Genomic DNA, 14,522 nt, shown 5'->3' on the forward strand with positions numbered 1-14,522 from the left:
TCGCTCCTTTTACTGAATTTCCCATTTACTTTTAAGTTCATCAATCTTACCATTTTCTTTAAGTTCTTTGATAATTTTATTTAAAGCCTCTGTTAAATCATCATTTCCTTTTTTTACAACTATGGCTGTTTCCTCATAAGTCAATGGTTCTCCTGCTATTACAAAATTATCATTTTTTTCTATATAATCATTAGCTACTGAAATATCCGCAACTACCGCCTTTACACTACCATTTTCAAGCATTACAAAACCTAAATTAAAATCATCAAGAGACACAACCTCAGCACCTTCAATAGTCATAGCTGCTTTCTCACAGGTACTTCCCATGCCAACTGCTACCTTTTCACCATTAAGATCTTCAGGCCCATTTACTCCCGAATCACTTGTAGTAACGATGACTTGCCCTCCTATTAAATAAGGATCTGTCATATCTACACTTTCTAGACGGTCTGGAGTAATAGAAAAACCAGATATTCCAATATCTACTTGACCATTTCTAACTGCATCAATAATTGTTCCAAAACTCATTTCCTTTAGATCAATTTCTACTCCTAATTCTTTAGCTATTTCATTTGCAAGATCTATATCAAAACCTACTACATTTCCAGCATCATCTACTGTTTCAAAAGGTGGATAATCAGGGCTAGTAGCCATTACTATTACTCCTTTTTCCTTTATTTTATCTAATTCTGTAACATCTTTTTGTAAACCTGTTTCATCTTGACTGCTATTATTATTTGTATTTGCACATCCTGTGAAAGTAAGAATCATTACTACCAAAGCTAGAAATAACAACACCTTAATTTTCTTATTTTTTAACATCACAATTCCCCCTTAATATTTTAGCTTGCAAGCAAGTATGTTTTTGTATATTGATTATTATACATATTTTTGTATATATTTTCAATGATTTTTTATATTATTTTTATAAAAATTGTTTATTTAGCAAAAAAAATTTTAGTATTAAAATAGCTATTTATATTTATGCATTGTATTAATATTTTTTCTTTTTATATTTTTGCTAGAAAATATAGAAATTACAACTGGTTTAAAATATTTATAATACATTAATTTTTCCCGTTAATTTGTTATAATATTTTATTTATTATAAAACAAAAGTGGCATACTAGTATGCCACTTTTGTTTTAGATCTTATATTTCTTTATTGAATTATTTAATTTTTCAACTAATTTTTCCATTAATTCAGCATTCTTCTTTACATTTTCCATAGAGCTATTTTGTTGCTCAACAAGTGCTGAAATTTCTTCAACTCCTCCTGCATTCCTTTCTGAAATAGAAGCTGCTTCTTCTACTGACTTATTTATATTTTCGCTATTTTCTGCTACTTTTTCAAGGTTTGTTGTAAGCTCTTCTATCATCTTTCCTATGTTGTTTACTTCATTATTTATTTTAGCAAAGAACTCTCCTGTATTTTTAACTTGATTTGTTCCTTGTTCAACTTCTTGATATCCTATTTTTAAAGCTTCTGTTACTATGTTGGATTCTTTTTGTATATCTTTAACGATTTCTGTTATCTCTGTTACAGATTTTCCTACCTGCTCTGCTAATTTCCTTATTTCCTCTGCTACTACTGCAAACCCTCTTCCAGCTTCACCAGCTCTTGCAGCTTCTATTGAAGCATTTAAAGCCAATAGGTTGGTCTGTTGAGATATATCATTTATAACATTTATTAATTTAGTTATATTACCTATATTAATTTCTAATTCTTTTATCTTTTCTACTGAATCTTTAATAATCTTATTAATAATATTCATTTGGTCTACTGATTCTTCCATTTGACGATTGCCTTCATCTGCCATTCTTAATACAACTTGAGATGATTCATTTAATTTCTTTCCTTCTAAATTGGACTTTTCAATTAATTTGCTAAATTCATTTACAATATTAGCTATATTATTAGAAGTTCCTGCTTGTTCTTCGATATCTGCAGCCATTTCTTGCATAGTACCAGTTATTTCATTACTACCTTGTAAAACTTCCTTAGCCACAGCATCTAATTCATCGCTTTGGCTTTTCAAATTTTTAGATGCATATGAAGTCTCCATAACCATATTCCTTAAGCTATCTACCATTTCATTTATAGATCTAGCAAGCTTTCCTATCTCATCTTTTCCTTCGTAAGTAATTTTTTCTACAGCTAAATCTCCTTCTGTTATTTTATTGCTTATATTGACTACTTTATTTAAATTTCTACTCACAGATCTACTTATAATTAAAACTGTAATTATTCCTAATACTGTTGAAAGTACAAAAAATACACCTAAAAGATAAATAGTTCTTTTTATATTAGCTGAAGCATTATTTACTGCTATTTCCCTTTGTTTCATTTGGTGATCTCGTATTTGATCCAAAAAAACAATCGTGTCTTCCCTTATAGTAGATACCCTATTTCTAACATAATCAATAATACTTTCATAACTTTTTTTAGAATAAGGAACAACCTCATTCATAAAAATGGAGTTTATTGCATTATCTCTACTTTGAATATTTGCAAATACATCTTGTAATTCTGGTGTATCCATATATTTTTCCATGCCATTTAATATTTCACTAAATTCCTTACTTTTATTATCATATTCTTCTATTAATCCCTCGTCCTTAGACTTTAAATAATCAGATATAATAATATCTTTTTCTCTAAAAATAGAACCTAATTTTGTTACCATTAACGCTTGTCTTCCCTTTTCCTCAAGAGTAAATATATCTTTTTGAATACTAATTAAAAGCCTTACAGTTGTTAATGCTGAACTTAAAAACAAAATAATAACTACAAATAATGCCAATAAATATTTAACTCCTATGTTTAAATTTCTTAATCTAAATGAAAAAGATTTTTGAAATTTAAACTTTCTTTTACCTTTACTTTTTGCTTTTTCTCTTAATTTACTTTTAGAAATTTTACTTTTAATGCTTTTTTTCATGTCATGAGCCCCCTTAATAAGTAAATTAAATAAAAATCTTAATTAAAAAATTTAAACAAATGGTATAAGGGAATTGCATAATAATACACTTTAAGGAATTTTATAAAAATTATAACTTGTAAAACCTTAATTCTTCAGTAATTATGCAATTTCCTCACATAATAAAACAACTAAATAATAGTAATTTATGAATATGTATCATGTTAATGTAATCTATAGTATATATATTATAATTTTACTTAAAAATAGTCAATGTTCTATAAATTTCGATAATATATTACAAAAATAACAAAACCCATAGAAAAACTCTATGGGTATTTTATACTATATTTAGTTTATACATTATAATGAAGTATTTTTTCTTTATCTTTTCTTTTAGGTATCATTTGTATTATTATAAATAATAGTACAATTATACTTAATCTTATCAAGCTAAATCTTTCACCTTGGAAAGCAAAATTTATATATACTCCTACCAAAAAAGTAGATATAAGCATTATAACTGTCGCTTTTAACATATTTACAACCCCTAATTCTCTTATTAATACCACAAATGTAGCTATACAAGGGAAATAAATGACTAGCAATATACTTATAGTAAGCATTTGTTTAGGATTAAGTCCCATAGGCATAAGAACTCCCATAGCTAAATCTTTTCTCAAAAATCCCATTAAAAGTGCATTAATAGCTTGGTCTGGAAGCCCAAATGCTTTATTTAAAAATGGCCCTAATGTAGATGCCATCATATCAAATACACCAATCGTATAAAAAATGTTAATAATAAATACGCCAAATATCATAAGTGGAATAGCTTCTCTTAAAAAACCTAGTATACGAACTTGAAGTTTTTTAAATATTGTTTTAATACTTGGTATTCTAAATGATGGTATCTCTAACAACAAGTCAGAACTAAAACCCGGTATTAATTTATTGAGCAATGACCCTACTATAATCCAAACTACCAATAATGTAGCAAAAACATAAAAAATATATCTATTTCCATATGGACCTAACAAAGCAATAATCATTGCTGTTTGTGATATACAGGGTATCGCAATAGACATCAATGTTGTTGCTATAAATTTTTCTCTAGTACTCTCTAAATTACGTATAGCAAGAGCTGCAGGAACATTGCAGCCAAACCCTAAGATCATAGGAATAATAGAAAATCCATGAAGTCCAACCTTATGCATAATATTATCAACAAGTACTGATATACGTGGCAAATACCCCGTATCTTCTAATAATCCTAATATTAAATAAAAGGATACTATATACGGCAATACAGCTCCAATGGGTATATGAATACCTGTAGTAAGCAGTCCAAAAGATTGTTCAAAGTCTATATCACCGTTAATAAGTTCTCCAACTAATATATTATGAATAAAACCTCCAGAACCAAGAAAAACACTCAATTTTAACATCAATGGCTTATATAAATATTCAAAAAAAGGTTCTGTTACATAAGTAATAAGTCCTTCTCCAATAAATCTTATTACAGAAAAAGAAATATATAATATAAAAATAGCTAATGGCAATCCAGTTAAAGGCTTTATGGATATATCTTCTAAGATATCAAGAAATGAGTGACTTTTATAATCTATCTTCTGTACCTCTTTAATGATTTCACCTATTTTAGCCCATCTTTGATTAGCATCCCCATAGTTATGTTTTACTATCTTATCATAATCAAAGTAATCTATTATTTCCTTAATACCATTACCTTTTACTGCTATAGTAGGAATAATAGGCACACCTAATTTATCCCTTAGCTTATCTATATCTAACATTATTCCTTTATGTTGAGCTTCGTCCCAAAGGTTTAAAGATATAATCATAGGTATATCTTTCTCTAGAAGCTGTAAAGTTAAGTTCAAATTTCTCTCTAAATTAGTAGCATCAACTACATTTACTATTAAATCTCCTTCTTTTAGCATCTGTACAGCTACTTCTTCAGCTTTATTAGTAGGGTTTAATGTATAAGTTCCAGGGACATCAATTATCTCTACTATTTCATTTTTCCATTTTATATGACCCTTTGTATATTCAACTGTAGTACCAGCATAATTAGATGATACTACATTAGTTCCTGTAAGCCTTGAAAAAATAACACTTTTACCAACATTAGGGTTCCCCATCAATAATACTTTCATTTATCTATCCGCCTCTACTATAATCTTATTAGCCATATTTTTTCCTATAGCAATTTTAATATTATCAACTTTTACAGCGATAGGCCCACCGAAAAATGAGTTATTTATCTTTACAATTTCTTTTCCAAGTCTTATACCTAAATTGTCAAGCTTAGTTATCAATCCATTGCCTCCATTTATTGCAATAACTTTACATTGTTTACCTTCGTTTACTTCATATAATGTACAAGTAGTCATACAATCCCCCCTAGAATGATAACCTTTATATATTGATAACTATTTTCATTATCAGTTTATAAAAAAAATTTTTCATTGTCAATAGATATAAAAAAAAGAATGACCATATAGTCACTCTTTTTATAGATATTATGGCAGCCTCAAGGGGAATCGAACCCCTGTTTCCGCCGTGAGAGGGCGGCGTCTTAACCGCTTGACCATGAGGCCATGGCTCCGAGACTAGGACTCGAACCTAGACTATATGATCCAGAGTCACATGTGCTACCAATTACACCATCTCGGAATATATGCAAAGCAGAAAACTGCTAGTTCACTTGTTTTTTTATATATTTTATTGCTTTATCAATACGTCTTATACATACTTCTTTGCCCAAAAGAGCCATAACTTCAAATAATCCAGGTGTTACAGTACGACCACTTATAGCAAGCCTAGTAGGATGTATTAAATCTCCACTCTTTATACCTAGCCTATCTATTACTTCTCTATAAACTTTTTCAGTATTTTCAATATCAAACTCTTCAAGTTGTTCAAGAGCTTTTTTACCTTCTTCTAATACATCTACCACATTATCTTTAAGAAATCTCTTTTTAACCCCTTTTGGGTCATATTCATTAACTTCTTTAAAGAAATACTCACTAGCACTTGCAATCTCAGGCAATAATCTTACTTTTTCTTTGACAAGACTAACAACTTCTTTTATATACTCATAATTATCTTTTACATCTTTTTCACTAATTAACCCACTTTCAATCATATAAGGAATAGCCCGCCTAGTAATAGTATCTGCATCTAACAATGTTAAATATTGACCATTTATCCAACTAAGTTTGTTAGTATCATAGATTGCAGCATTTTTAGAAACCTTATCAAGCGAAAACTTAGCTATAGTATCTTCTATGCTAAATATTTCTTGATTTTCACCAGGAGACCATCCTAAAAGAGTGAGATAATTTATAATAGCTTCACTCATAAACCCTTGATCTTTAAATTCCTCTACAGAAGTAGCTCCATGCCTTTTACTAAGTTTACTACGATCAGGAGCTAATATCATTGGCATATGACCAAACTTAGGCAACTTGTAACCTAATGCTTCATATATCAAAATCTGCTTAGGTGTATTAGACAAATGTTCCTCTGCTCTAAGAACATGAGTTATATTCATAGCATTATCGTCTACTACACAAGCAAAATTATATGTTGGCATTCCATTAGATTTCTGTATAATATAATCATCCATTTGATCCATTTGGAATGTAACTTTTCCTCTTATTAAATCATTTACAACAACTTCACCTTCATAAGGCACCTTAAGCCTTATTACGTAAGGTCGTCCTTCGTTTAGGTATTTTTGAACTTTCTCACTTGTCAATCTACGACATTTACCAGAATAACGAAACGGAAGTTTATTTTTTCTTTGCTCTTCTCTAACTAATTCAAGTTCTTCTTTAGTACAAAAACAATAATATGCTTTACCTTCGTCAACTAATCTTTGTGCTTCTTTTTTATATAAACTCAGCCTTTGTGATTGAAAATATGGTCCAAAATCTCCTCCCTTTTCTGGACCCTCGTCCCAATCTAATCCCAACCAACGTAAGCTAGCTAAAATTTGAGATATGGAGTCATCTTTAAGCCTTTCAGTATCAGTATCTTCTATTCTTAGAATCATCTTTCCATTCATTTGTCTTGCTAGTATCCAATTATATAATGCTGTCCTTGCTCCACCTATATGGAGATAACCTGTAGGGCTTGGAGCAAAGCGAACTCTGACTTGGCTCATCAAAAGACTCCCTTCTTGATACACACTCTACATTGAACACATATGATATTATACAACACTAAGTAATATTTGTAAACCATTTTTTGAAATAAAAATTTACATAATGTAGCTAAAAATACTCACCAATATATATACACTAAGTAATGTAAAACCAAAAAATCTCTTCATGTAACCTTTAGAAAGAAGTGAACCTATTCTAAATACACCTAATACTAATATCATTGCTGGAAAATATAAGGTAAAAAACTTTGGCGTTGCATAAAGTCCAGTCTTAGAAAAGCTAGCAGCTGAACCAATCACAAATAAAACATTTAATATATCTGCTCCAATAACATTTCCTACAGCTAATTCACCATGTCCTTTTAATGTAGCTGTAATAGCAGTAACAAGTTCAGGTAGTGAAGTACCAAATGCAACTAATGTAGCAGCTATAACACTATTGGGAACATTCATTCTTAAGGCAGTTTCCTGTACAGTAGGTATTAATATTTTTGAAGAAATTATTACTATAAAAATCCCAAGAAATAACTTTAAAAATGTTGATAATTTACTTGAAGTTTCTATTTCCTTAATATCTGTAGAAACAGTTTCATTATCCTCTTTAGCCCATTTAATAGATAAATATATGTATATAATTAAAAGTCCTACAAAAATAAAGCCCATCTCCTGACTAATGTGACCACCTTCAGTAAACATCTTATTTAAAGATTTATATGGAATAGTTACAAGAATGAGCAATATTCCTGTTCCAAATTTAATTCGTCCTTGTTTATTAATAATTTTTTTTGGCAATGGAAGGGGACGTAAAACAGCTGATATTCCGAGAATAAGACCTGTGTTGCATATAATTGAACCAACAGCATTTCCTAAGGATAAATCTGGATTTCCAGATAATGCAGCCATAATAGAAACGGTGGCTTCTGGCAATGTAGTGCCAAGACTTACAATAGTAGCCCCTATAATCATTTTTGAAATTCCCATCTCTTCCGACAAAGCAACAGCTTCATCTACTAAAATATCTGCGCCTTTACTTAAAGTATATAAAGATACAGCTATTATTGCAAATAAAAATAGTAAAGGTAACCCCGAAATAAAACTTGCAATATAAGCGTCCATAATAGTACCTCCTATTTATTAATTTAACCTTATATTTAGTTTTTAATCAAAAAAAACCTATGTATAACGCATACTCGTTACACACAGGTCTCACCGTTTCAAATTTAGCCAGATAAACACAGTTTATCATGATGTTGACTAAAATCCACAAAAGTGCTAGTTACTCCCCTGCAATATTTTAATTTTTACTTACTCATTAAATATAACTAATATTTCTATGATTGTCAATGATTTATTTAATTGAAAAACATGTATAATATAATAGTTCATAATATAAAAATTCCTTTTATATGTCACTGCGAATTTTTGAATTTTTAAATTTTTTAGATTGATTTGAGTGTTAATTATTAAGAATTCATTACATCAACTAACACCATTTCCATATTCTTTAATCCTTCTCTACATAAAATCTCAAGATTTGATATAGTACTTTCTATTGTATTACCTATAATACCAGTTCCAGAAGAAACTATTTTATTTGAAACTGATAAATAAGCAGCTATCAAAGCTTCCTCAGCAGAAACCGATAGTTTTAACGCACAGCTTTCTTTTGCTCCATCACATAGCATTCCAGTTAAATTAGAAAGTAAATTTTTAACAGCACCTTCTATCTGAGTATCATCTCCTCCTAACAACCAAGCTACAGCTGCACTAACACCTGCTCCAGCAGCAATTGCACAACCACACATTGATGATAGTTTACCTGTATATTCTTTTATATATAAATTAACTAAATGAGCATATAAAAGAGCTCTTGAAATAATCTCATCAGAAAGATTTTCTTTCTTTGCTACTACATATATTGGTAAAGTTACACCTATACCCTGATTGCCACTACCTCCACTAGTCATAATAGGACATTTGCCACCTCTCATTCTATAGCCTGCTGCAGAAACTGTTAAAATTCTTGCCTTTGTAAAAATATCATTACATAAGATACCTTTATTTTGCATCCTTATCAATTCAGCACCTACATTTATACCTTTATTACCTTTAAGCCCTTCTTCTGCAGCACGTTTATTCATTTCTATTCCCTCTAGTAAAAAAAGTATTTCTTCTTTATCTGCTTCTTCAACTACTTGTCTTAAATCTTTAAAACTTAATTGTTTTAGAATATGGTCTTCTTTAATTGATTCTTCCTTGATATTATCTTCAAATATTACTTTCCCATTAACTTCAATTTGTTGAACGTGAGTATGAGCTTTATTAACTATTACTTTCACACAATTACAATCTGATTTGATTTTAACTTCTATAAAAATACTTTCTCCGTTGTCAATAGGATAAACTTTTACTATTTTATTTTCTAACATTTTTTTTGCAACATTTAAATATTCATCATTTACATTATTAAAAATGCACAATCCATTATCAGGATTTCCACATATTGCGCCAAGCGCTGCAGCTAATTCAAGCCCCCATTCGTTAGTATTTGGAATATAAACAGATTTCCCATTCTTAAAAATATTTAAACTTACATTTACATCAATACTATTAATTTCTCCTTCTAAATACTTCCTTGCATTTGCTGCAGCAAAAGCTACTGCAACAGGCTCAGTACATCCTACAGCTGGTTTTGTTTCTTCTCTAACTAAATTTATTAATTTTGATATAATATCCTTAGTTATATCCACCCTCCATCATCTTCCTTTCATAAAAATAACTTTAGTTTTATAAATATTTTCATAATTATAAGCAACACATTAAATAATATTGCAAGAAGAATGCCAAAGAAGTGGATATATATAATTTTTATAGGAATATAGTTACTCTTCTATTTTTAAAACGTTTTATAAAAAAATATTTATAAAACGTTTTCCTAATGCATTATAAAAATGATTAAATAATTTGAAACTTTGCAAAAGAATTCTCACATTTGCAAAATATAATCATTTTTAATTTCTAACACAATCCGTACTTCATTAATTTTCTATATAAAGTGGAAAGATTTACTCCAAGAATAGAAGCTATTTTTTCCTTAGCCTCAGTTGATGTACCATACTTCTTAAGCATTGAATCTAAAATACTACATTCATACATTTCCATTTGAGATTTTAATGTAGTATCATCCTTACTATATATTTTGTTATCCTTCATTCTCTCTCTTATCAAATACGGCAAATAACTACTATCGATAATATCACCTTCAGCAATATTAACAAGGTATTGGATAACGTTTTCCAACTCTCTTATATTTCCTGGCCAATCATATTTTAACAAAACATCTATTAAATCTTTGGAAAAGGTCTTTAATTTTACTCCTATCTCTTGACAATACTTCTTTAATAAATAATTGGATATAATTAAAATATCATCTTTTCTTTCCCTCAAAGGTGGTATTTGTATAGGTATTACATTTATTCTATAATACAAATCCTCTCTAAATTCACCTTTCTTCACCATTTCTTCAAGATTTTTATTAGTTGCTGCTATAATTCTTATATCTACTTTAACTAAGTCTTTACCGCCTAATCTTCTAAACTCTTTTTCTTGAAGTACTCTTAATAGTTTAGGCTGAATGCTGAGAGGTAAATCTCCAATTTCATCTAAAAACAATGTTCCTTTATCTGCAAGTTCAAGCTTTCCACTATACCCTTGCCTTTTTGCTCCAGTAAAAGCCCCTCTTTCATATCCAAAAAACTCACTTTCTAGTAAATTTTGAGGAATTGATGCACAATTTATAGCCACAAAAGGTTTATCTTTACGATCACTCTCAAAGTGAATAGCCCTTGCAAATAACTCTTTACCTGTCCCACTTTCTCCTCTTAATATAACTGAGCAATTGCGTTTTGCCACTTTCTTAGCAATATTTTTTGCTTCATTTATACTCTCACTTCGTCCTATTATATCATCAAAATTAATCTTCTTTACTCTACAGCATTGATTTTCTTTTATATTTTCTTTCTTTTTAATTGTAATAATCGAACTAACCTTTTCTCTATTTATATGAATACTATCCTTTGATGCTATCAAATTTACATTTGATTTATGAAGTGTTATTTCACCATCATTTTTGTTTCGTTTTAACTGTCCTATGCCCTCACACGAATCAAGACTATCTAAAGGTTTACCAATATAATCTTTACCATTAATATTTAACATAATCTCAGCACTTCTGTTTATATATTTTATTTTATCATTCTGGTCTAATGAAATAATGCCATAATTTATACTATTTATAATTTTTTCAATTTCTTTATTCTGCACCCAAAGCTTTTGTTCCATACGATGTATCAAAGTATCATAAATAAGCATCTTACTAAACTTATTCAATATTTCATTAGTAAAGTTTATATTTGAAATAATTTTTTGTCTTTGTTCTTCATTAAATACACTTATTCCTATTATACCCACAACAGTATTAGTGTTATCTTCTATTATAGGTTGTCCTATTGTTGCAAGCTCAGTACAAATATCCTTTGCAGAACAATTTTTACAAGGATTATTGCTATCAGATCTATCTATATATCCAAGCTTACCTTCTCTAAAAATCCTCTCAAAAAGGCAGTTTTTAGGTATTCTATATCCTACAAGATTCTCATATTTACCTGTAGCAGCTATTCTTTTAAAATTTTTATCAACTATAGTAACATCTGCTCCAAGCATAGCTGAAAGAGCTTCAGCAACAACTCTTACATCCCCGTAAATATTGTTCATGGACATAAAAACAACTCCTTATAATAATACTTATATCTATATTTAATTTTATCAAAACATTTCATATAATGTCCATTAAGGAAATTAGATAATAAAATATTTTTTTATTATACAAATTCCTCTATTTCTACTATACCTTTTTTCTAATTTTTGCCACTATAAATAATATAATAGGAATTATTAACCCAAGAACAATGTTTATATACTCTACAAATTCAGTTGAAAAAACTTGTAACTCAAAAACTTCATTACATATATATAAGCTAAGAAAATATATTAATAAAATAAATATATTAATAAAAGGTTTTTCATCTGATAAATTAAAAAGTGATTTAAATAATTTTAAAGCTATTAAAGAAAACATAGTTATTATAATAAAATCTGTGGCAATCCATGTTGAAATTAAAACAGACTCTAGCTTTTCTAAAATTCCCAAAACCGATATTATTTTTACAGCAGATAAAAATGCCGAAGGTAGTTTCGGGATAACATTAGGGCCTAGAGTTCCTATTGTTAAAATAATTAATAACGATGATAATACTGCTACAAAACTTACTGTCTTTAATCCTATTTTTTTTAAATGTTCTTTGTTGTTTATTTGGTCACTTATCATCATAAAATAAAAAATATAAATATTTATACCAGTAATATTAATTGCCGCCTTAATAATAGGAAATATATCTAAATAAGAAATAGGAGTTAATTTATCTATATCTACATTTGGAATTAGCAATATTGCTAAAACTAAAAATATTGTAGTAATAAATATAAAAATAACCTCACTCATTCTAGCTACTGGTACTAACCCAGAATGCAGTACAAATGATACAAATACAAGCATAGATATAATAAAAAAGCTAATATCAGTATCAGAATAAATAGATGTAACTAATCTTTCACTAAAAAATCTTACATATATAGATAACAATATAGTAACCCATACAAAATATACTAAAACTATAATTTTACCAACTATTCCTCCAGTAATAGAATATGTAATTTCCATAAATGATTCATTTTTGTATTTTACATAGAATTTTGATAGTATAACAATGATTAAATATGTGAAAACACAACTAACAGCAGGTGCTAACCATGCTGCTTGATGAGCTTCTTTTACAGTATTACCTGCAACAGTTCTTACATATGGAGAATATATTGAAGTTAAGTATAATATCATTACTTGTCTAAGTGAAATTTTATTGCTTTTTGATAACATATTACACCTCTTAATACTTTATACCTATAATTTCTAAAATTATAGATGATAAACTTTTTGAATATGGATTATAAATATAAAACATACCAAATAGAAAAGTAAAAACAGTAAATAATATGTATACTGTCAATTCTTTGAATCTTTTTTTATTAACTAATGCTTTAATTTCAAAAAAACTTATTACTGTAATAAGTAGAATGAATATTATATATTTCATCATTCATCTGCTCCTATAGGCTGTTTTATATTATAAACTCTATTAATATTTGAATTTACTTTTACTTTAATACTTATTTGAGGAAATAAGCTACTCCATTTATCTTCTATTTCTTTTTTCCAAATCACAGGGTATTTATGATAAACTGCATTACCTACACCTATTGTATCTATATTATTTTCTTGAACATATTTAATTATATCTTGGACTTCTTGTATAATAATATCTTCTTGTTGCCTTTTTATCCTTTCAATTGCTTCTTCGGTATAAATATTTTCTTCTTCCTCTTGTTCTACGATATTGCTTGTTATATATATTTCTATAACTACAGACAAGTCATTTTCATCATATTTAGGCTTTATTTTTGTATTTGAAGAAATTATCTCTAATGCTACATCATTATTGCTATTGTCTTTTACTAATATAACCCCTGAGTCTATATTATTTGTTGCCCAATTTAATCCTCGTGCATTATTATTATGTAATGAATCAATCATTTTATTTTCTTTAAAAATAGCATATCCTTCAAGTTTCATATCTATATTATTAGTGTCGTTGGTAATACCAATATCATTTTTATTGGTTAAATAAATTATAGGTATATACGCAGAGGAATATTCACTTTCAAAAACATCAATTAACTCATATAATTTTACTTCTTTAGATAATGATAAAGCTCCTGAATCCGAAACTAAGTTGTTTATTTTATCACCGATAAAGTATTGTGGTGAGTTTGATATTCTTAAAAATTCTTCTACAGTTGAACCTTCAACTATTAAAACTTTAGATGTTAATCTAAGTTCGTGGTCTCTAATAAAAAAATCTAAATATTTTACAATATTATCCATTGCAGCTTCCTTGCTAATAAGTATAGTCTCTGTGTGCCCCCAATATATAATATTATTAGTAAGTGCATGAAGATTTCTATTTGCTTCAAAAATTGTTCTTCCCTCTGCTGATACTATGTTGGCTTTTTTATCGTTGGAATCTATTTGTGAATTAGGTGAAATTTTCTCAGAAACTATAGTAAGTTTCACGCTATCATTTTTGTTAGAAGCTACATCTATTCCTACTACTCTAATAAAAGTGTTATTTTTTATTTCAGCTCTACTAACAATTGGAGTTTTGCATGCTGTAAGTGTTGATAAAAGAAATACAACAAATAACATTTTAACTATTTTTAAGCTGTTCATTATTACCTCC

11 protein-coding genes and 2 tRNA genes are annotated in these 14,522 nt (G+C 28.4%); all 13 read right to left on the bottom strand.

Features of this window, described 5'->3' with window-relative positions; genetic code table 11:
- Nucleotides 1-9: 9 nt before the first annotated feature.
- The 13 genes from ACZ41D_RS01085 to ACZ41D_RS01145 all read right to left on the bottom strand — a co-directional run bounded on the left by ACZ41D_RS01085 (nucleotide 10) and on the right by ACZ41D_RS01145 (nucleotide 14,512).
- The gene (locus ACZ41D_RS01085) at nucleotides 10-822 is read right to left on the bottom strand and encodes a basic amino acid ABC transporter substrate-binding protein (RefSeq protein WP_464152092.1); all 813 of its coding nucleotides are present in this window, start codon (nucleotides 820-822) and stop codon (nucleotides 10-12) included.
- A gap of 323 nt (nucleotides 823-1,145) precedes the next feature.
- Nucleotides 1,146-2,942 (bottom strand): methyl-accepting chemotaxis protein, encoded by a 1,797-nt coding sequence (locus ACZ41D_RS01090; protein WP_464152093.1) that lies wholly within the window; start codon nucleotides 2,940-2,942, stop codon nucleotides 1,146-1,148.
- Nucleotides 2,943-3,277: 335 nt separating this feature from the next.
- Nucleotides 3,278-5,095 carry a FeoB small GTPase domain-containing protein gene (locus tag ACZ41D_RS01095; RefSeq protein ID WP_464152094.1) on the bottom strand — a complete coding sequence of 606 codons (1,818 nt, stop codon included), beginning with the start codon at nucleotides 5,093-5,095 and terminating at the stop codon, nucleotides 3,278-3,280.
- Nucleotides 5,096-5,332, bottom strand: a complete 237-nt coding sequence (locus tag ACZ41D_RS01100) for a FeoA family protein (protein ID WP_464152095.1) — start codon at nucleotides 5,330-5,332, stop codon at nucleotides 5,096-5,098.
- Nucleotides 5,333-5,464: 132 nt separating this feature from the next.
- Nucleotides 5,465-5,539: transfer RNA gene (locus ACZ41D_RS01105), tRNA-Glu, on the bottom strand.
- A 1-nt stretch (nucleotide 5,540) separates the two neighbouring features.
- A tRNA-Gln gene (locus ACZ41D_RS01110) sits at nucleotides 5,541-5,615 on the bottom strand.
- Between the two features lie 22 nt (nucleotides 5,616-5,637).
- A complete protein-coding gene (gene gltX / locus ACZ41D_RS01115) occupies nucleotides 5,638-7,110 on the bottom strand; it encodes a glutamate--tRNA ligase (RefSeq protein ID WP_464153100.1) in 1,473 nt (490 codons plus the stop codon).
- Between the two features lie 96 nt (nucleotides 7,111-7,206).
- Nucleotides 7,207-8,226: a calcium/sodium antiporter gene (locus ACZ41D_RS01120; RefSeq protein WP_464152096.1), complete on the bottom strand. Its 1,020-nt coding sequence runs from the start codon at nucleotides 8,224-8,226 to the stop codon at nucleotides 7,207-7,209.
- Nucleotides 8,227-8,573: 347 nt separating this feature from the next.
- Nucleotides 8,574-9,860: an L-cysteine desulfidase family protein gene (locus ACZ41D_RS01125; RefSeq protein WP_464152097.1), complete on the bottom strand. Its 1,287-nt coding sequence runs from the start codon at nucleotides 9,858-9,860 to the stop codon at nucleotides 8,574-8,576.
- A 268-nt stretch (nucleotides 9,861-10,128) separates the two neighbouring features.
- The gene (locus tag ACZ41D_RS01130; protein ID WP_464152098.1) at nucleotides 10,129-11,889 is read right to left on the bottom strand and encodes a sigma-54 interaction domain-containing protein; all 1,761 of its coding nucleotides are present in this window, start codon (nucleotides 11,887-11,889) and stop codon (nucleotides 10,129-10,131) included.
- A 124-nt stretch (nucleotides 11,890-12,013) separates the two neighbouring features.
- Entirely contained in the window at nucleotides 12,014-13,102 is a 1,089-nt protein-coding gene (locus ACZ41D_RS01135) for a GerAB/ArcD/ProY family transporter (RefSeq protein ID WP_464152099.1), read from the bottom strand.
- A gap of 10 nt (nucleotides 13,103-13,112) precedes the next feature.
- Nucleotides 13,113-13,319: a hypothetical protein gene (locus tag ACZ41D_RS01140; RefSeq protein WP_464152100.1), complete on the bottom strand. Its 207-nt coding sequence runs from the start codon at nucleotides 13,317-13,319 to the stop codon at nucleotides 13,113-13,115.
- Nucleotides 13,319-14,512: a Ger(x)C family spore germination protein gene (locus ACZ41D_RS01145; protein WP_464152101.1), complete on the bottom strand. Its 1,194-nt coding sequence runs from the start codon at nucleotides 14,510-14,512 to the stop codon at nucleotides 13,319-13,321. Before ACZ41D_RS01145 ends, ACZ41D_RS01140 begins: the two co-directional genes overlap by 1 nt.
- Nucleotides 14,513-14,522 lie beyond the last annotated feature (10 nt).

This window comes from Brassicibacter thermophilus, assembly GCF_055378355.1.